The sequence below is a fragment of the Flavobacterium sp. genome, assembly GCF_039595935.1.
Lineage (GTDB): Bacteria > Bacteroidota > Bacteroidia > Flavobacteriales > Flavobacteriaceae > Flavobacterium.
The window spans coordinates 1266818-1287048 of record NZ_JBCNKR010000006.1; the positions used below are offsets into that span (position 1 = coordinate 1266818).

The window sequence follows — 20231 nt, forward strand, 5'->3', positions numbered from 1 at the left end:
TAATAATAAAAAGGTTATATGTCTGAAGAGAGAGTAATAAGAATAAACAAGGTTTTAAGGGAATTAAATATCTCGTTAGAAAGAGCTGTTGATTATCTAAAAGATAAGGGAATTGCTATTGATGCAAATCCAAATGCTAAAATTTCTGACAGTGAATTTAATATCCTGCAAAGCCAATTTGCGGGCGATAAGGGGAATAAGGAAGCTTCTAAAGAAGTAGGAGAAGAAAAAAGAAAAGAAAAAGAAGCATTGCGTGTTGAACGCGAGAAAGAAATTGAGGACAAACGCAGACAAGAAGAAGAGCGTCAGAAACAACAAGAAATCATCAAAGCGAGAGCTGTTGTAACTGGACCTGTTCAAGTTGGTAAAATTGATTTGAATCCGAAAAAGCCAGCTGCTGCAGAGGAGCCGGTTAAAACGGAAGAACCTAAATCTGTTACTCCGTCTCAAACAGAAAAACCTGTACAAAAAGAAACGGTACAGTCTGAGCAGTCTGCTCCTGTTGTTTCTGATGAGAAAAAGATAGAAAAACCTATTATTACAGAGAGAAAAGAAGTAAAAGCAGAGAATTCTAAAACAGCACAGGAACCTATTATTTCAACAGATCCTACAACTGCAGAAGAAACTATTACTACTCAATATCAAAAATTATCTGGAACTACTCTTACAGGACAAACAATTGACTTGTCTCAATTTAACAAGCCTAAGAAAAAGAAGGAAGATCCTAAAAATAATCAAAACAAACCAGGAGTTCCGGGAGCAGGAGGAAATAATAATAACGCTAATAAAAATAAGCGTAAAAGAATTGCTCCTAAGCCAGGTACACCAGGTGCAGTAAAACCAGCAACAGGAAATAATCCTCAAGGAGGAGGTAATCAAAATCCTAATAAGCCTGGGCAAAATAATCAAGGTGGAGGATTTAATGCTAACAGAAGCGCAAGACCAGGTTTTGTAAAAGGAAACCGTCCGGCGATTGTAGCAAAAGTTGAGCCTACCGAAGAAGAAGTAAAAAACCAAATTAGAGAAACTCTTGAAAAACTTCAAGGTAAAGGAGGAAAATCTAAAGCGGCTAAATATAGAAGAGATAAAAGAGAAACACACCGTCAGAAATCTGATGATGAACAAAGAGCTCTTGATGAAGGAAGTAAAACTATTAAAGTTACAGAATTCGTTACTGTAGGCGAAATCGCCATCATGATGGATGTGCCGATTACAAAAGTAATTGGAACTTGTATGTCACTTGGTATCATGGTAACAATGAACCAGCGTTTAGATGCTGAGACATTAACAATTGTTGCTGATGAGTTTGGTTATGATGTAGAATTTATCACTGTTGATATCGAAGAAGCAATTGAGGTTGTTGAAGATAGAGAAGAAGATTTAGTAACAAGAGCGCCAATTGTAACAGTAATGGGTCACGTTGACCACGGTAAAACATCTTTACTGGATTATATTCGTAAAGAAAATGTTATCGCTGGTGAATCTGGAGGTATTACACAGCACATTGGAGCATATGGAGTTACTTTAGATAACGGACAAAAAATTGCATTTTTAGATACTCCGGGTCACGAGGCATTTACAGCTATGCGTGCACGTGGAGCTCAGGTTACCGATATCGCTATTATTGTGGTAGCGGCGGATGATGACATCATGCCACAAACAAAAGAAGCAATTTCTCACGCACAAGCGGCGGGAGTGCCAATTATATTTGCAATCAATAAAATTGATAAACCAAATGCGAATGTTGATAAAATCAAAGAGCGTTTGGCTGGTATGAATTTACTTGTTGAAGATTGGGGTGGAAAAATTCAGTCACATGATATTTCTGCAAAAGTTGGAACAGGAGTTAAAGAATTATTAGAGAAAGTTTTATTAGAAGCTGAGATTTTAGATTTAAAATCAAATCCTAACAAAGCAGCTCAGGGAACTGTTGTTGAGGCTTATCTAGATAAAGGAAAAGGATATGTGTCTACAATTTTAGTACAACAAGGTACTTTGAAAATTGGGGATTATATGCTTGCCGGTAAACATCATGGTAAAGTTAAAGCAATGCACGATGAAAGAGGACATACAGTTTTAACTGCTGGACCTTCAACTCCGGTTTCTGTTCTAGGTTTAGACGGAGCGCCAACTGCAGGAGATAAATTTAACGTATTTGAAGATGAAAAAGAGGCAAAACAAATTGCATCTAAACGTTCTCAATTGATGCGTGAACAGTCAGTTCGTACTCAAAGACATATTACGCTTGATGAGATTGGACGTCGTATTGCTCTTGGACAGTTTAAAGAATTAAACGTTATCCTTAAAGGAGACGTGGATGGTTCTGTTGAAGCATTATCAGATTCGTTCTCTAAACTTTCTACAGAAGAAGTTCAAATCAACATTATACATAAAGGAGTTGGTGCTATTACTGAAACCGATGTTAACTTAGCATCTGCATCTGATGCGATCATTATTGGATTTAATGTTCGTCCGGCAGGAAATGCAAGACAGCTTGCAGAGAAAGAAGAAATCGATATCCGTTACTACTCTATCATTTATGCGGCAATCGATGACTTGAAAGATGCGATGGAAGGAATGCTTGCTCCAGAGATGAAAGAAGAAGTTTTAGGAACTGCTGAGATTCGTGAGATCTTCAAAATTTCTAAAGTTGGTTCAATTGCAGGATGTATGGTAACTGATGGTAAAATCTTGAGAACTTCTAAAATTAGAGTTATTAGAGATGGAGTGGTAGTCCATACAGGAGAACTAGTTGCTTTAAAACGTTTCAAAGATGATGTTAAAGAAGTAACGAAAGGTTATGACTGTGGTATTCAGATTAAAGGTTTTAATGACATTGAAATCAATGATGTGATTGAAGCTTACCACGAAGTAGCAATTAAAAAGAAATTGAAATAATATTCAATAATTCATATTTAAAGTCCCAATGAAAATTGGGACTTTTTTATTTTAGTAAATTTATTGATCCTGGTTTGATTTAGAATTGAAATAAATTTTGACCAACTTTTAGAGTTTAAATGTTATTTTTGATGTAATTAAATTTAATTGCTATGAAACGAATAGTGTACTCGGTTATTTTATTGATAGGTGTTTCTACATTTTCATTCTCTCAGGAGGCAGTAGAAAAACCAGCTCCGCCTGAAGGTAAAGGTTTAGTGGGGGATTTTTATGGTGAAGATGTTTCGTCAGCTTCAGTATCCAAAGCGATTTCTGTAGAAATGCTGGAGGATAAATTAAAAGATGCGAAAAAAGAAGAAGGGATTCTTGTAAAAGGACAGGTGACAAATGTTTGTGAAAAAAGAGGCTGCTGGATAACTCTTAAAACCGAAAATGGTTCTTCTTTCTTTGTAAAAATGAAAGATTATGCATTTTTTGTTCCGACAGCTTTGAAAGGTAAAAATGTGGTTTTAGAAGGCACAGCTGAAAAGAAGATCACCTCTGTTGATGAGCTGAAACATTATGCTAAAGATGCTAAAAAAACAAAAGCAGAAATAGATGCAATCAATACGCCAAAAGAAGAAATACGTTTTTTGGCTGGCGGTATTAAAGTGGTCAATTAGTTTTTGATTATAATATAAGGCTTCAATGAAAATTGAAGCTTTTTTTGTAAGAAAAAGAAGTTGATTAAAAGGGTTTGAGAGTGTATTTTAATCAAAAAAAAGCGGGAAAGATATTCCCGCTTTTTTTTGTCATTTGTATTTCAGATATTATTTTCCGGGTTTTAATAAAAACACACTTTTGTATTTTTTTCTAATGTCAGCTAAATTTCTTTCAGCTTCAATTCTTGTTTTGAAATTTCCAACTATGACTTTATAATTTGGGGTATTAAAGATGATGGTTCCGTCTATGTTTGTGTATTCTCTTTTAAAGTCAGACAACGTCTTTTTTGCATCTTCGCTTTTGCCGCTAAAAATTTGAATTCGATAAGAATCGTTTGTACTTATTGCTGTGTTAAATTTGCGTTTGTCGTTTAATAACTGCTCAAATTTTGGGTCCTGATTTAATGTTAAATTTTGGCTTTGAGCATGAATATTGTATGCTAATGTCAACATTGTGAATGTTAAGAAAACGTTTTTTGAAGAGGTTAAAATTCTCATAATGTGATGGTTTTTATGCAAAAATACTATTTAAAGTTTGGAAGTAAAATTTTAATATTATTTAGAATTGATATAAATTGATATTTAAGACTATTTTAAGGTTTTGAGAATAGTTCATAAGTCGTATTTTTGTGCAAGTTTTAAAAGAAGGTATTAATTTTTGTCTGATTTAGTACAGAAAAAATCATACCAAAAATTAGTAGATAATTATTATACTATATGAAAAAGGTGGGTAACCATAATTCGATCTCAAGAAAATTATTACTTAGTTTATCGCTAACGTTAATTTTCTCCCTAACTTCATTTGCTCAAGATCCTGCTGCAGCTCCTGCGGCACCTGAAGCTGCTGCGGCGCCTGCTGCTGCATCTGGTGGTGGTGATCCGGTAAAAGGGAAAGAACTTTTTAATGCAAATTGTGCTGCATGTCACAAATTAGATGCTAAATCAACAGGTCCGGCTCTTAGAGGAGTTGCTGCAAAACATGACATGGCTTGGATTTACAAGTGGGTTCATAACAGCTCTGAGGTAATTAAATCAGGTGATCCTGTTGCTGTAAAACTTTTTGAAGAGAATAATAAGTCAGTTATGACTTCTTTTCCTCAGTTATCTGAAGCAGATATTGATAATATTATCGCTTACACTTCTGAAGAGAAAAAGACACCAACTCCTGCTGTTGGAGGGGCTGCTACGCCTCCTGGGACTCAGGTTCAAGATGGTGCAATTTCTAATAATGTTATTTTAGGGGCTCTTGCTGTTGTAATGGCTATTTTGGTTGTTATGTTGTTCATGGTGAACAAAGTATTGACTAAAGTTGCTGCTAATAATGGAATAGAGGTTGCTCCGAAAGAAAGCAGAACTCCAATTTGGAAAGCTTTTGCTAAAAACCAGTTTTTGGTTTTAGTTACTGCTATATTTTTACTTTTAGCTAGTGGTTACTTTGTGTATGGATACTTAATGCAGGTTGGTGTAGATCAAAACTATGAGCCAATTCAGCCAATCCATTACTCTCATAAAATTCACGCTGGTGACAACGAAATCAATTGTAAATATTGTCACTCTGCTGCACGTGTAAGTAAAACAGCTGGTATTCCTTCTTTAAATGTTTGTATGAACTGTCATAAAAATATTTCTGAAGTTGCTGAAACTACTGCTACTGCTGAATATAGTAAAGCATTTTACGATGGAGAAATTCAAAAATTATACGATGCTGTTGGATGGGATAAGGCTAAACAGGCTTATACTGGAAAAACAAAACCGGTAAAATGGGTTCGTATTCATAATCTTCCTGATTTTGTTTACTTCAACCACTCTCAACACGTTTCTGTTGCAGGAGTTGAGTGTCAAACATGTCACGGTCCTGTGCAAGAATTTGAAATCATGAAGCAATACTCTAAATTAACAATGGGATGGTGTGTGGACTGCCACAGAAAGACTGATGTTAAGATGGAAGGAAATGCATACTATGATAAAATTCATGCTGAACTTTCTAAAAAATACGGTGTAGAGAAATTAACTGCAGCGCAAATGGGAGGTTTAGAATGCGGTAAATGCCACTATTAATCGAATTATTAAGATTTTAATATATATATACAATGTCATCAAACAAAAAATACTGGAAAAGTGTTGAGGAGCTAGAAAATAGCTCTATTGTTGAGGCGCTTAGAAATAACGAATTCGTTGAAGAGATTCCTACAGAAGAATTTCTAGGGAATGCAGATGCGTTAGCTTCATCTGGAACTTCACGTCGTGACTTTTTAAAGTACGTAGGATTTAGTACTGCAGCGGTAACACTTGCTGCCTGCGAAGGTCCTGTGCACAAGTCTATCCCTTATGTATTACAACCAGAGCAAATCATTCCTGGTGTTGCAGATTATTATGCAACTACTGTTTTTGATGGTTTTGATTTTGCAAACCTTTTGGTAAAAACTCGTGAGGGTCGTCCAATTAAAATTGAAAACAATACCATTGCTGGTGCTAATTTTTCTGCCAATGCAAGAATTCATGCGTCTATTTTAGGGTTATATGATAGTAACCGTTTGAAAGGACCATTGAAAGACGGTAAAAAAACTAGCTGGGCAACTGTTGATTTAGAAATTAAATCAAGCTTAGCTGATGCGAAAGCTAAAGGTGGTCAGGTGGTATTATTAACTAATACATTAGCAAGCCCATCTACTGAGAGATTAATAGCTGAGTTCATTGCTAAAAACCCAAATGCTAAACACGTTGTATATGATGCAGTTTCTTCATCAGATGCATTAGATGCGTTTGAAACTGTATATGGTGAAAGAGTTTTGGCTGATTATGATTTTTCTAAAGCTTCTTTAATTGTATCTGTTGGTGCTGATTTCTTAGGAGACTGGCAAGGTGGTGGATATGATGCCGGATATGCAAAAGGACGTATTCCTCAAAATGGAAAAATGTCTCGTCATTTCCAGTTTGAATCAAATATGACATTATCTGGAGCAGCTGCTGATAAGCGTGTTCCTATGACTACAGCTGATCAAAAACAAGCTTTAGTTCAAATATATAACATTATTGTTGGTGCTTCTGTTCCTGTTTCTTTAGATGCTAAATTTAAAGCAGAAGTTGTAAAAGCAGCTCAACAATTAAAAGCTGCAGGTTCTAAAGGAATCTTGGTATCTGGAATTGAAGATAAAAATGCGCAGTTATTAGTTTTAGCTATTAACCAGGCATTAGCTAGTGAAGCTTTCAGTACTGCAGGAACAAGACAAATTAGAAAAGGATCTAATGCAGTTGTAGCTCAATTAATAAAAGATATGAATGCAGGAAGTGTTCATACTTTAATTATGAGTGGAGTTAATCCAGTTTACACTTTAGCTGATTCAGCTTCATTTGTATCAGGATTGAAAAAAGTTAAAAAATCAGTTGCTTTCTCTTTAAGAGAAGATGAAACTGCTGCTATATCAAATATTGCTGCTGCAGCACCTCATTACCTAGAGTCTTGGGGAGATGTAGTAATTACAAAAGGAACTTATAGCTTAACACAGCCTACTATTCGTCCAATTTTTGATACAAAACAATTTCAAGATGTTTTATTATCATTAAATGGAATTCCTGGAAAATTCTATGATTACTTAAAAGCTAATTCAGCCGCTATTATTGCTGGTACTACATGGAATAAAGTTTTACATGATGGTGTTTTTGTAATCGGTTCAACAGCTTTAGCTGGAGGATCATTTGACTTTGCTGGTGCAGCAAATGTACTTTCAAAATCAAAACCAGCTTCTGGTCTTGAGTTAGTATTGTATACTAAAACAGGTATGGGAGATGGACAACATGCAAACAACCCTTGGTTACAAGAGTTTCCAGATCCAATCACAAGAGTTTCTTGGGATAACTATATTACTGTTTCGAATGCAGATGCTCAGAAATACAATTTATCAAACAGAATTGTAGCAAACGGAGGTTTAAATGGTAGTTATGCTACTATTACTACTGCTGACGGTAAGAAAATAGAAAACGTTCCGGTAATTGTTCAGCCAGGTCAAGCTGTAGGTACAGTTGGTTTTGCTGTAGGTTATGGACGTAAAGAAGGTCTAAAAGAAGAAATGCAGGTAGGTTTAAATGCTTACGCTTTATATACTAATTTCAATAGTGTTCAGTCTATTACCATTGCTGCGGCAAATGGAGAGCATGAGTTTGCTTGTGTTCAAGGACAAAAAACATTAATGGGTAGAGGAGATATTATTAAAGAAACTACTCTAGATGTATTTAATAAAGAAAATGCTGAACATTGGAATCCGCAACCAATGGTATCTTTAGATCACCAGGAAGTAAAAGCTACTACTGTTGATTTATGGGAATCATTTGATCGTACTACTGGACACCATTTTAATCTTTCAATTGACTTAAATGCTTGTACAGGATGTGGTGCCTGCGTAATTGCTTGTCACGCTGAAAACAACGTACCAGTTGTTGGTAAAGCAGAGGTAAGAAGAAGCCGTGATATGCACTGGTTACGTATCGATAGATACTATTCTTCTGAAAGCACTTTTGAAGGTGATAACGAAAGAAAAGAAAATATTGCTGGTTTATCTAGTTCATTATCTACTTTTAATGAAATGGAAAAAGCTGGAGATAACCCACAAGTGGCATTCCAGCCTGTAATGTGTCAGCACTGTAACCACGCACCTTGTGAAACTGTTTGTCCTGTTGCGGCAACTTCTCACGGTCGTGAAGGTCAAAACCATATGGCTTACAACAGATGTGTTGGTACTCGTTACTGTGCAAACAACTGTCCGTATAAAGTACGTCGTTTTAACTGGTTCTTATATAACAAAAACAGCGAGTTCGATTATCATATGAACGATGATTTAGGCCGTATGGTTCTTAATCCAGACGTTAACGTACGTTCTCGTGGTGTTATGGAGAAATGTTCTATGTGTATCCAAATGACACAAGCTACTAAATTAAAAGCTAAAAACGAAGGCCGTCCAGTAAGAGATGGTGAATTCCAAACAGCTTGTTCTAGTGCTTGTTCTTCAGGAGCAATGATATTTGGTGATGTAAATGATAAAGAAAGTAAAGTTGCTAAATTAGCTGCTGACGAAAGATCATACCACTTATTAGAGCATGTAGGTACAAAACCTAATGTGGTTTACCATGTTAAAGTTAGAAATACTTAGTAAAATTATTAATTAAGAAACAATATAAAGGATTATGTCGTCTCATTACGAAGCACCCATTAGAAAACCTTTAGTTATAGGTGATAAATCATATCACGATGTAACTGTAGATGTGGCAGCACCTGTTGAAGGACCTGCAAATAAACAATGGTGGATTGTATTTACAATCGCATTAGTAGCCTTCCTTTGGGGGTTAGGTTGTATAATTTACACCGTATCTACCGGTATCGGAACATGGGGATTAAATAAAACAGTAGGTTGGGCTTGGGATATCACTAACTTCGTTTGGTGGGTAGGTATTGGTCACGCCGGAACATTAATTTCTGCGGTATTATTACTTTTCCGTCAACGTTGGAGAATGGCTATTAACCGTTCTGCGGAAGCTATGACAATCTTCTCGGTAGTTCAGGCTGGTTTATTCCCAATTATTCACATGGGTCGTCCATGGTTAGCATACTGGGTATTACCTATTCCAAACCAATTTGGATCTCTTTGGGTAAACTTTAACTCACCTTTACTTTGGGACGTATTCGCAATTTCAACGTATCTTTCAGTATCATTAGTTTTCTGGTGGACTGGTTTATTGCCTGACTTTGCAATGCTTCGTGATAGAGCTATAACTCCATTTAATAAAAGAGTTTATTCTATCTTAAGTTTTGGATGGAGCGGTAGAGCAAAAGACTGGCAGCGTTTTGAAGAAGTATCTTTAGTATTAGCTGGTTTAGCAACGCCTCTTGTACTTTCTGTACATACAATTGTATCTATGGACTTTGCTACTTCTGTAATTCCAGGATGGCATACAACAATTTTTCCTCCATACTTCGTTGCTGGAGCGGTATTCTCAGGATTCGCGATGGTAAATACCCTGCTTATCGTTATGAGAAAAGTTTCTAACCTTGAAGCATACATCACATTACAGCATATCGAGTTAATGAATATCATTATCATGATTACTGGTTCTATCGTTGGTGTGGCTTATATCACTGAGTTATTCGTAGCTTGGTATTCAGGTGTAGAATATGAGCAATATGCATTCTTAAACAGAGCTACTGGCCCTTACTGGTGGGCATATTGGTCAATGATGACTTGTAACGTTTTCTCTCCACAATTTATGTGGTTCAAGAAATTAAGAACAAGTATCATGTTTTCATTTATTATTTCGATTGTAGTAAACATCGGAATGTGGTTTGAAAGATTCGTAATTATTGTTACTTCTTTACATAGAGATTACCTTCCATCTTCTTGGACAATGTTCTCACCAACATTTGTTGATATTGGAATTTTCATTGGAACAATTGGTTTCTTCTTCGTATTGTTTTTATTATACTCTAGAACATTCCCTGTAATTGCTCAGGCAGAGGTTAAAACAATTTTGAAAGGAACAGGAGATAATTACGTTAGAGAAAGAGCAAATAAAGATTCACATCATGAGTAATAAAGTAATATACGCCATTTATAATGACGATGATATTTTGATGGATGCAGTAAAGAAAACTAGAGCTGCTCATCATCATATTGAAGAGGTTTTTACTCCATTCCCAGTTCACGGATTGGATAAAGCCATGGGTTTAGCACCAACAAGATTAGCAATTTGTGCTTTCCTATATGGATGTGTTGGTATTTCTGTTGCAACAACAATGATGGGATACATCATGATTCATGACTGGCCGCAGGATATTGGAGGTAAACCAAGTTTTAGTTTCATCCAGAACATGCCATCTTTTGTGCCGATTATGTTTGAGATGACAGTATTTTTTGCTGCTCACTTAATGGTAATTACTTTCTATATGAGAAGTAGATTATGGCCATTTAAAGAAGCTGAAAATCCTGATGTGAGAACAACAGATGACCATTTCTTAATGGAAGTTGCTGTAAATAATAACGAAGCAGAACTTGTTTCTTTTTTCGAAGGTACAGGAGCTGTAGAAGTTAAAGTAATTGAAAAGAATTAATTGTAGCTATGAAAAGGATATATAAAATAACACTTTTAGTTGGTATAACTATTTTAGTTTCATCTTGCCACAATAATTCGGCACCAAACTATCAGTATTTTCCAAATATGTATGAGTCTGTAGCTTATGAGCCATATACAGAAGCAGCAATATTTAAAGGAGGGAAAGAAGGACAACTTCCTGTTGCAGGAACTATTAATAGAGGTTTTGAACCTTATGAATATGAAAATTCAACGGCAGGTTATGAATTAGCAAAAGCTAATTTAAAATCTCCTTTGACTGAAGAAGAGAGAAATTCTGGAAAAGGTAAAGAACTTTTCGAAATTTATTGTATCAGCTGCCATGGTGCAACTGGTAACGGTAAAGGTAAATTGGTTGAAAGAGAAAAATTTCTTGGAGTACCTAACTATAAAGACAGAGATATTACTGAAGGAAGTATATTTCATGTTGAAACTTATGGTTTGAATGCAATGGGTTCACATGCAAATCAATTAAGTGCCCATGAACGTTGGTTAGTTGCTGACTATGTTCTAAAACTAAGAAGCCAATTATAATTGTTGAACAAACTGATCGTAATAGATATGTATACATTTTCAAGTAAATTAAAAACTTTTTCTATCATCTTAATGGTTTTGGGACTATTAGGAATTGGGTATGGTTTTTTAAGTGCACCTAAAGATATTCAAGAAGTTGAAAAAATACTAGCTGCTGAGGCTCATGGAGAACATGGTGCTGCTCATGCGGAGTCTGCAGAGACTTCTCATAAAGAAGCAGGACACCATGAAGCTGCTGAAGCTTCGCATGAAGAACATAAAGGAGGAGAGCATGCTAAAGTTGGTGCAGCTGATGAGCACACAGAACATTTAAATCATGTTTTACACCAATTACAGAACAAACCTTGGTCTGCTTTATATGTAGCATGTATTTTCTTTTTACTGCTTTCAATGGGAGTTTTAGCTTTTTATGCTATTCAACAAGTTGCTCAGGCAGGTTGGTCTCCGGTTTTATTTAGAGTTATGCAAGGAATAACAGCTTATTTACCTGCAGGTTCTATTATCTTTTTTATCATTTTAGTTTTATGTGGATTGCACTTTAATCATATTTTTGTATGGTTAGGTGAAGGTGTTACAGATCCTAAAAGCCCTAATTATGATGAAATTATTGCTGGAAAATCAGGATATTTAAATTTTCCTTTCTGGATTGTAAGAGCTGCTATCTTTTTAGCAGGATGGAATTTATATCGTTATTTCTCTAGAAAAAACTGTTTAGCTCAAGATGAAGCTAACGATGATCTAAACTACAAAAAGAACTTTAAGTTATCTGCTGGTTTCTTAGTATTCTTTATCGTTTCTGAGTCTATCATGGCTTGGGATTGGATTATGTCATTTGATCCACACTGGTTCAGTACTTTATTCGCATGGTATGTATTTGCTTCTTTCTTTGTAAGCGGTATCACAACTATTGCATTAGTTACTTTATACTTAAAATCTAAAGGATATTTAGAGTACGTAAATACAAGCCACATTCACGATTTAGCTAAATTCATGTTTGGTATTAGTGTTTTTTGGACTTATTTATGGTTCTCTCAATTCATGTTGATCTGGTATGCTAATATTCCAGAAGAGGTAACTTACTTTGTAACAAGAATCCAATTATATAACTTACCTTTCTTTGGTGCTGTTGTTATGAATTTTGTTTTCCCATTATTAATATTAATTAATACAGATTTCAAACGTCTAAGCTGGGTTGTTGTTATGGCAGGTATCGTAATATTATTAGGTCACTATGTTGATTTCTTTAATATGATTATGCCAGGTACAGTTGGAGATAAGTGGTTTATTGGAGTTCCTGAAATTGCTTCTATTCTTTTCTTCTTAGGTTTATTTATATTTGTTGTATTTACTGCATTAACTAAATCTCCTTTGCTTGCAAAAAGAAATCCTTTCATTGAAGAAAGTAAACATTTTCATTATTAATATTTAAAGAAGTAAACAGATGACAAGTTTGTTGGTAATTATAGTTTTAGTTTTATTAGCAGTTGCATTGTGGCAATTGACCAAGATATTTGATCTTACTCAAGTAGGATCTGCTTCGGACGATTCTCAGGTTGCATCAGATAATGACAATAACATTCAGGGATATATTATGTTTGGCTTTTTAGCTTTCATTTATATATTTACTATTTATGGTTTACTAAAATGGGGTAATTTGGCACTTCATACTCCTGCTTCAGAGCACGGTGGTTTAGTAGATAATTTAATGAATATTACTTGGGTTTTAATTTTTACAGTTCAGGTTATTACTCAAGGTTTATTATACTGGTTTTCTTTTAAATATAAAGGGAATAAAGATAAAAAAGCATTATTCTTTGCTGATAGTAATAAATTAGAAGCAATTTGGAGTATCATTCCTTCTGTAGTTTTAGCATGTTTAATTCTTTATGGATTATATGCTTGGAATAACATCATGTTTGTTGATAAAGATGAAGATGTAATTGAAATCGAATTATACGCACAACAGTTCAAATGGACTGCAAGATATGGTGGAGCTGATAATACTTTAGGTAAAGCTAACGTTCGTTTGATTGAAGGTGTTAACACTTTAGGTGTTGATATGTCTGATCCAAATTCTGCAGATGATATTGTAGTTTCTGAATTACATATTCCTAAAGGGAAAAAGGTTCACTTCAAAATGCGTTCTCAAGACGTTTTACACTCAGCTTATATGCCTCACTTTAGAGCGCAGATGAACTGTGTTCCAGGGATGGTTACAGAATTTGCTTTCGTTCCAACTTACACTACTGCTGAGTACAGAGAGTTAGATTTTATGAAAGAAAAAGTAGCACACATCAACAAACTTAGAGCAGAAAAAAGTGTAGAGTTAGTTGCAAAAGGTGGTACGGCTTTAGATCCTTATACATTTGATTTCTTATTATTATGTAATAAAATCTGTGGAGCTTCTCATTATAACATGCAAATGAAAGTTGTAGTTGATACTCCGGAAGAATATAAAAAATGGTTAAGTGAAAAAACAACTTTAACTGAAGATATCAAAGCGGCGGCGGCTGCTGAGAAACCAGCTGAAGAAGCAAAAGCTACTACAACAGATACAACTGCTAAAGTAACAGATACTGTAAAAGCGGTTATTGATACTGTAAAAGCAGCTGTAGCTAAAGTTGCTATGAAATAATATAATTAAGAAAATTTAAAGTACAAATATATGTCAGCAGAAGCGCACGGTCACGATCACGGACACGATCACGAGCACGAACATCATCATAAAGACACGTTCATTACTAAATATATTTTTAGTATTGATCACAAAATGATTGCTAAACAATACTTGATTACTGGTATTGTTATGGGAGTTATTGGTATTGCAATGTCCTTGCTTTTCAGAATGCAATTAGCGTGGCCAGAAGAGTCTTTTAAAATATTTAATGTTTTATTAGGAGATAAATTTGCACCAAATGGTGTAATGGCTAATGATATTTATCTAGCTTTAGTTACAATTCACGGAACCATAATGGTATTCTTTGTATTGACGGCAGGTTTGAGTGGAACTTTTAGTAACTTACTTATTCCTCTTCAAATTGGAGCACGAGATATGGCATCTGGATTTATGAATATGATTTCATACTGGTTGTTCTTCTTATCAGCTGTAGTAATGTTATGTTCTTTATTTGTTGAAGCTGGACCAGCTTCTGCAGGTTGGACAATTTACCCTCCATTAAGTGCTTTACCACAAGCTATTCCAGGTTCTGGTGCAGGTATGACTTTATGGTTAGTTTCAATGGCTATCTTTATTGCATCTTCATTAATGGGATCATTAAACTACATTGTAACAGTTATTAACTTAAGAACTAAAGGAATGTCTATGACAAGACTTCCTCTTACTATCTGGACATTTTTCGTAACAGCTATTATTGGTGTTATTTCATTCCCGGTATTATTATCAGCAGCTTTATTATTGATTTTTGATAGAAGTTTTGGAACTTCATTCTTCTTGTCTGATATTTATATTGCTGGAGAAGTTTTACACTATCAAGGTGGATCTCCGGTTTTATTTGAGCACTTATTCTGGTTCTTAGGTCACCCTGAGGTTTACATCGTAATTTTACCAGCGATGGGTCTTGTTTCTGAAATTATGTCTACAAACGCTCGTAAACCAATCTTTGGTTATAGAGCGATGATTATGTCAGTTCTTGCTATTGCATTTTTATCTACGATCGTTTGGGGTCACCACATGTTTATTTCAGGTATGAATCCTTTCTTAGGATCTGTATTTACATTTACTACTTTATTGATCGCAATTCCATCTGCTGTAAAAGCTTTTAACTGGATTACGACTCTTTGGAAAGGTAACTTACAATTCAACCCTGCAATGTTATTCTCTATTGGAATGGTTTCTACTTTCATTACTGGAGGTTTAACAGGAATCATTTTAGGAGATAGTACTTTAGATATTAACGTTCACGATACTTACTTCGTAATTGCTCACTTTCACTTAGTAATGGGTATCTCTGCACTTTACGGAATGTTTGCTGGTATTTACCACTGGTTCCCTAAAATGTACGGAAGAATGTTAAACAAAAACTTAGGTTATATTCACTTCTGGGTAACAGCAGTATGTGCTTACGGAGTTTTCTTCCCAATGCACTTTATTGGATTAGCTGGTTTACCAAGACGTTACTATACAAATACTAACTTCCCATTATTTGACGATTTACAAAATGTGAATGTTTTAATTACAACATTCGCTCTTGTAGGAGGTGCATTCCAGTTAGTATTCTTATACAACTTCTTTAGTAGTATTTTCTACGGTAAGAAAGCGGTTCAAAATCCATGGAAATCTACAACTTTAGAGTGGACTACTCCAGTTGAGCATATTCACGGAAACTGGCCAGGAGAAATTCCTCATGTATACCGTTGGCCGTATGACTACAGTAACCCAAATCATGATGTAGATTTTGTTCCTCAAAATGTACCAATGAAAGAAGGTGAAGAAGTTTTACACCACTAAAAAATATTAAAAAAGACTGTCAGAAATGACAGTCTTTTTTGTTTAGTTAAAGTTTTAATCCTTCAGTTTTACTATTTTATCAAACTAATTACTTTCTATATCTTTGTAAGATGAATGAAAATCTTGATCCTACTACAAAAGGATATAACTCAGAAGAATTAGATCTTGAAAAAAGATTGCGTCCGCTGTCATTTGATGATTTTGCCGGTCAGGACCAGGTTTTAGAAAATTTAAAAGTTTTTGTTGCCGCCGCAAATCAGCGAGGTGAGGCTTTAGATCATGCTTTATTTCATGGCCCTCCCGGACTTGGTAAAACAACCTTGGCTAATATTCTGGCGAATGAATTACAAGTAGGAATTAAAATTACTTCTGGACCTGTTTTAGACAAACCAGGCGATCTTGCCGGATTATTAACTAATCTTGATGAGAGAGATGTTTTGTTTATTGACGAAATTCATCGTTTGAGCCCAATTGTCGAAGAGTATTTATATTCGGCAATGGAAGATTTTAAAATTGATATTATGATAGAATCTGGCCCTAATGCCAGAACTGTACAAATCAATTTGAATCCGTTTACATTAGTTGGTGCTACTACACGTTCGGGATTATTGACAGCACCAATGCGTGCTCGTTTCGGAATTTCATCACGTTTGCAATATTATTCTACAGAACTTTTAACGACAATTGTTGAAAGAAGTGCTTCAATATTAAAAATGCCAATTGACTTAGAAGCGGCAATTGAAATTGCAGGTAGAAGTCGTGGTACACCGCGTATTGCAAATGCATTATTGCGCAGAGTTAGAGACTTTGCTCAAATTAAAGGTAACGGAACTATTGATCTTGAAATTTCGCGTTATGCCTTAAAAGCATTGAATGTGGATGCTCATGGTTTAGATGAAATGGATAATAAGATATTGCTGACTATTATTAATAAATTTAAAGGCGGTCCTGTTGGTCTTTCAACTTTGGCAACAGCCGTGTCTGAGAGCAGCGAAACTATCGAAGAAGTTTATGAGCCTTTTTTAATTCAGGAGGGATTTATCATGCGTACTCCTCGAGGGCGTGAAGTTACTGAGAAAGCATATAAGCATTTAGGGAAGATAAATACCAATATTCAAGGAGGATTATTCTAAAGTTATACCATGAGATATTTCATTTTATTTTTGCTATTTGGTTCTTTAAGCGCATTTGGACAAACTCAAAAGATTTCTCATTTTAGTTACGGAAAATCACCGCAGCAAATTCTTGATTTGTATACTCCAAATAAAGATTTAAAAAATTTACCGGTTGTTATCCTTCTGCATGGAGGTGCATGGTCAATGGGCGGACTTGAATACACAAGCAAACATGCTCAGGATATATGCAATCAAGGCTTTATTGTGGCCAATGTAGATTATCGTTATGTAACAGATAAAATTTCGGCTAAAGATTTATTAGATGATATCGATAAGGCCGTTAGTTATGTTTCTAATCTTTCTGGCAAATATGGATATGCTAAAAATGGATATCATATTGTCGGAATTAGTGCCGGAGCTCATTTATCATTATTATACGGATTTACTAAAAAGAATATGAAGTCCATTACGGCACTTTGCGCACCTTCAAGACTGGATTCTCCTGAAGCATTAGAATTCATGAAAAATAATGGACATCTGGATATTATTGAAAAACTATCGGGAGCCAAAATTGAAGCAAAAGGAACTAATTCTGCATTAATTAAAATAAGTCCGTTTAATAACATTTCGAATATACCAACAATACTTATTCATGGTAATGCTGATAATTTGGTGAATGTAAGCCAATCTCAAAACCTTTATGCTGAATTAAAAAGAAAAGGAGTAGAAGCAAAACTCATAATAAGAGAAGGTAAAGGACATGATGTTGGAATGAATACGCCTGATACCGAAATTCAGAATATAAAAGATATTACTGATTGGATTGTGCAGCACAATAAATAAACACCAATGTTAATATTGGATTGTTTTAATTCTATTAAAAATGCTAAATCGTATAAACTATACTTACCCTCATAAATTATCGATAATTAGATTTTTGAAAGACGCCGAAGGTGTTCGAAGAAATCCGATTCCTTTTCATAAAAGATATTTTGAGAAATTTGGAGATTCTTTTTCTATTAAAATAGGTTTTTCTAAGCACATTATTTTGTCGAGAGATAATGAAATTGCACAATACATTTTAGTTAAGAATCAAAAAAAATATTACAAATCTAAATTTCAGTCTGTATATCTTTCTAAATATTTAGGAAAAGGTCTTTTGACCAGTGATGGTGATTTTTGGTTGAAACAAAGAAGACTTATTCAGCCGGCATTTCATAAACAAAAAATGAATCAGCTGGTTGAAAATATGAGCAAAACGATTGCTTTAGAATTAGATAATTTGGTAGAAGAAAAGACGATTGATCTTTTTCCTGTCATGAGTAATCTGACTTTTAATGTGGTTGCAAAATCGTTATTTCAATTGTCAACTGCAGAGAATAAATTTCAGCGTATAAAATATATTATTGAAGAGGTTCAGAATTTTTTAATTAAAGAAATCCGACTTCCGCATAAAGCATGGTGGTTTTCATTGACCGGACAGGTAAAGAAACATCTTAAATTAGCAGAGGAGAATAATAAAATTATTCAGGAAATTATTGAAGAAAGAAAATCATCGGGAGAAGAAATAAATGATTTACTGAATATGCTTTTGGAAACCAGATATGAAGATACTGGCGAAAGTATGTCAATGGAACAGTTGATCGATGAAATCAAAGTTTTGTTTATTGCCGGACACGAAACAACAGCTAATGCTTTAACTTTTACGTTGCATCTTTTGGGCAGAAATCCTGAAGTGCAGCAAAAGATATTGGATGAGATTGTCGAAATTGAATCACAAACTGATAATGTGATTGAACAGCTTCAGAAAATGACTTATATAAACGCTGTTTTGAATGAATCAATGCGTTTATACCCGCCGGCCTGGATTACTGACAGACAAAATCTGGAAGATGATTTATTGGTTAATTTTAAAATTAAAAAAGGAACATTAATCGGAGTTTCTTTTTACGAATTACATCGTAATCCTAAATATTGGAACAATCCTGATGAATTTATCCCGGAACGATTTCTTGGAGAACAAAAGAAGCAATCTATGCAGTATTTTTATCCTTTTGGAGCCGGACCAAGAATGTGCATAGGAACCGGGTTTGCTATTTATGAAATGTGTTTAACCATCTCACAAATTGTAAAAAAGTACACTATTAAATCGGATAATGAAAGTGTCCAGTTTAATCCATTAATTACTTTAAAGCCTGTTAATGTTGAAGTTTCATTTTCTAAACGATGAGTATCAATTCAAAAGAAACATATTCAAAATTTATAAAAGCCGAAGCCAAAAGACTAGGTTTTCTTTCTTGCGGAATATCTAAAGCAGGTTTTCTGGAACAAGAAGCACCTCGACTTGAAAAATGGTTAAAGAATAATCATAACGGTCAAATGGCTTATATGGAAAACCATTTTGATAAGCGTTTAGATCCCACTTTATTAGTTGATGATGCTAAAAGTGTTGTCTCTCTTTTGCTTAATTATTACCCGTCTGAAACTCAAAATGAGGAAAGTTTTAAAATTTCTAAATATGCTTACGGGCAGGATTATCATTTTGTTATAAAAGAAAAATTAAAAGAGTTTCTTCATTCGATTCAGGAAAATATCGGTGAAGTATCAGGCCGTGCATTTGTTGATTCGGCACCCGTTTTAGACAAAGCCTGGGCTGCAAAAAGCGGTTTAGGCTGGATTGGAAAAAACAGTAATTTAATAACACAAAAAGTTGGCTCTTTTTATTTTATAGCCGAACTTATTTTAGACCTTGATTTAGAATACGATCATGCGGTAACAGACCATTGCGGTTCTTGTACTGCCTGTATAGATGCATGTCCTACACAGGCAATTCTTGCACCTTATATTGTAGATGGCAGCAAATGTATTTCTTATTATACAATCGAACTCAAAGAAAATATTCCGAATGATATGAAAGGAAAGTTCGATGAATGGATGTTTGGCTGTGATACATGTCAGGATGTCTGCCCATGGAATAGGTTTTCTAAACCGCATTCTGAACCACTTTTTAATCCCAATCCGGAACTTCTTTCTTTTTCAAAAAAGGATTGGACAGAAATTACTGAAGAAACTTTTCGAGTAGTTTTTAAAAATTCTCCTATAAAAAGAACAAAATTTGACGGACTTAAAAGAAATATTAATTTCTTAAAATAAAGTCCAGACAAAAATGTTTTCTTACAACTTTTAAGAATTTTTTATTCCAAATCGTTTTGTTTTTAAATATCTGTTTTTCAGTGTTTTAATAACAAAATAATACATTTTTTCTTTAATGAATTTGTAAGGCAATATTGTGTTTTTGTTACTAAAATCTTCAAAAATTAAATTTTCATTAAAAAATTAAGAAATTTCTGCAATAATCTTGCTGAATTATTATGTTTATTGACTTGTTAAAGTTAAGTT

Annotated in this window: 15 protein-coding genes; 14 read left to right on the plus strand and 1 reads right to left on the minus strand. The window is 34.5% G+C overall.

Annotated features, from left to right (window positions below; translation table 11 throughout):
* Window positions 1-18 precede the first annotated feature (18 nt).
* Both infB and ABDW27_RS15350 read left to right on the plus strand, forming a co-directional pair.
* Window positions 19-2898 (plus strand): translation initiation factor IF-2, encoded by a 2880-nt coding sequence (gene infB / locus ABDW27_RS15345; RefSeq protein ID WP_343696695.1) that lies wholly within the window; start codon window positions 19-21, stop codon window positions 2896-2898.
* Window positions 2899-3050: 152 nt separating this feature from the next.
* Window positions 3051-3560, plus strand: coding sequence for a DUF4920 domain-containing protein (locus tag ABDW27_RS15350; RefSeq protein ID WP_343696696.1), 510 nt, complete (start codon window positions 3051-3053; stop codon window positions 3558-3560).
* 147 nt (window positions 3561-3707) lie between these two features.
* Here the strand turns inward: ABDW27_RS15350 and ABDW27_RS15355 are convergent, their stop codons facing one another.
* Complete coding sequence (locus tag ABDW27_RS15355) at window positions 3708-4097, minus strand: SPOR domain-containing protein (RefSeq protein WP_343696697.1); 390 nt, start codon at window positions 4095-4097, stop codon at window positions 3708-3710.
* 219 nt (window positions 4098-4316) lie between these two features.
* Here ABDW27_RS15355 and ABDW27_RS15360 point away from each other — a divergent pair, with 219 nt between their 5' ends.
* The 12 genes from ABDW27_RS15360 (at window position 4317) to queG (ending at window position 19985) form a co-directional block, all read left to right on the plus strand.
* Window positions 4317-5657 carry a c-type cytochrome gene (locus ABDW27_RS15360; RefSeq protein WP_343696698.1) on the plus strand — a complete coding sequence of 447 codons (1341 nt, stop codon included), beginning with the start codon at window positions 4317-4319 and terminating at the stop codon, window positions 5655-5657.
* Window positions 5658-5689: 32 nt separating this feature from the next.
* Window positions 5690-8743, plus strand: a complete 3054-nt coding sequence (locus tag ABDW27_RS15365; RefSeq protein ID WP_343696699.1) for a TAT-variant-translocated molybdopterin oxidoreductase — start codon at window positions 5690-5692, stop codon at window positions 8741-8743.
* Window positions 8744-8777: 34 nt separating this feature from the next.
* Window positions 8778-10178, plus strand: a complete 1401-nt coding sequence (gene nrfD / locus ABDW27_RS15370; protein ID WP_343696700.1) for an NrfD/PsrC family molybdoenzyme membrane anchor subunit — start codon at window positions 8778-8780, stop codon at window positions 10176-10178.
* The gene (locus ABDW27_RS15375) at window positions 10171-10695 is read left to right on the plus strand and encodes a DUF3341 domain-containing protein (RefSeq protein WP_343696701.1); all 525 of its coding nucleotides are present in this window, start codon (window positions 10171-10173) and stop codon (window positions 10693-10695) included. The genes nrfD and ABDW27_RS15375 overlap by 8 nt, the downstream gene beginning before the upstream one ends.
* Window positions 10696-10703: 8 nt before the next feature.
* The gene (locus ABDW27_RS15380; RefSeq protein ID WP_343696702.1) at window positions 10704-11249 is read left to right on the plus strand and encodes a c-type cytochrome; all 546 of its coding nucleotides are present in this window, start codon (window positions 10704-10706) and stop codon (window positions 11247-11249) included.
* Between the two features lie 27 nt (window positions 11250-11276).
* Window positions 11277-12671, plus strand: coding sequence for a quinol:cytochrome C oxidoreductase (locus ABDW27_RS15385; RefSeq protein WP_343696703.1), 1395 nt, complete (start codon window positions 11277-11279; stop codon window positions 12669-12671).
* A gap of 19 nt (window positions 12672-12690) precedes the next feature.
* Window positions 12691-13884 (plus strand): cytochrome c oxidase subunit II, encoded by a 1194-nt coding sequence (locus ABDW27_RS15390; RefSeq protein ID WP_343696704.1) that lies wholly within the window; start codon window positions 12691-12693, stop codon window positions 13882-13884.
* A 30-nt stretch (window positions 13885-13914) separates the two neighbouring features.
* A complete protein-coding gene (locus tag ABDW27_RS15395; RefSeq protein ID WP_343696705.1) occupies window positions 13915-15717 on the plus strand; it encodes a cbb3-type cytochrome c oxidase subunit I in 1803 nt (600 codons plus the stop codon).
* A gap of 110 nt (window positions 15718-15827) precedes the next feature.
* Window positions 15828-16850, plus strand: a complete 1023-nt coding sequence (gene ruvB, locus ABDW27_RS15400; protein WP_343696706.1) for a Holliday junction branch migration DNA helicase RuvB — start codon at window positions 15828-15830, stop codon at window positions 16848-16850.
* Window positions 16851-16859: 9 nt separating this feature from the next.
* Entirely contained in the window at window positions 16860-17675 is an 816-nt protein-coding gene (locus tag ABDW27_RS15405; protein ID WP_343696707.1) for an alpha/beta hydrolase, read from the plus strand.
* Between the two features lie 40 nt (window positions 17676-17715).
* Entirely contained in the window at window positions 17716-19062 is a 1347-nt protein-coding gene (locus ABDW27_RS15410; protein ID WP_343696708.1) for a cytochrome P450, read from the plus strand.
* Window positions 19059-19985, plus strand: a complete 927-nt coding sequence (gene queG / locus ABDW27_RS15415; protein WP_343696709.1) for a tRNA epoxyqueuosine(34) reductase QueG — start codon at window positions 19059-19061, stop codon at window positions 19983-19985. Before ABDW27_RS15410 ends, queG begins: the two co-directional genes overlap by 4 nt.
* Window positions 19986-20231 lie beyond the last annotated feature (246 nt).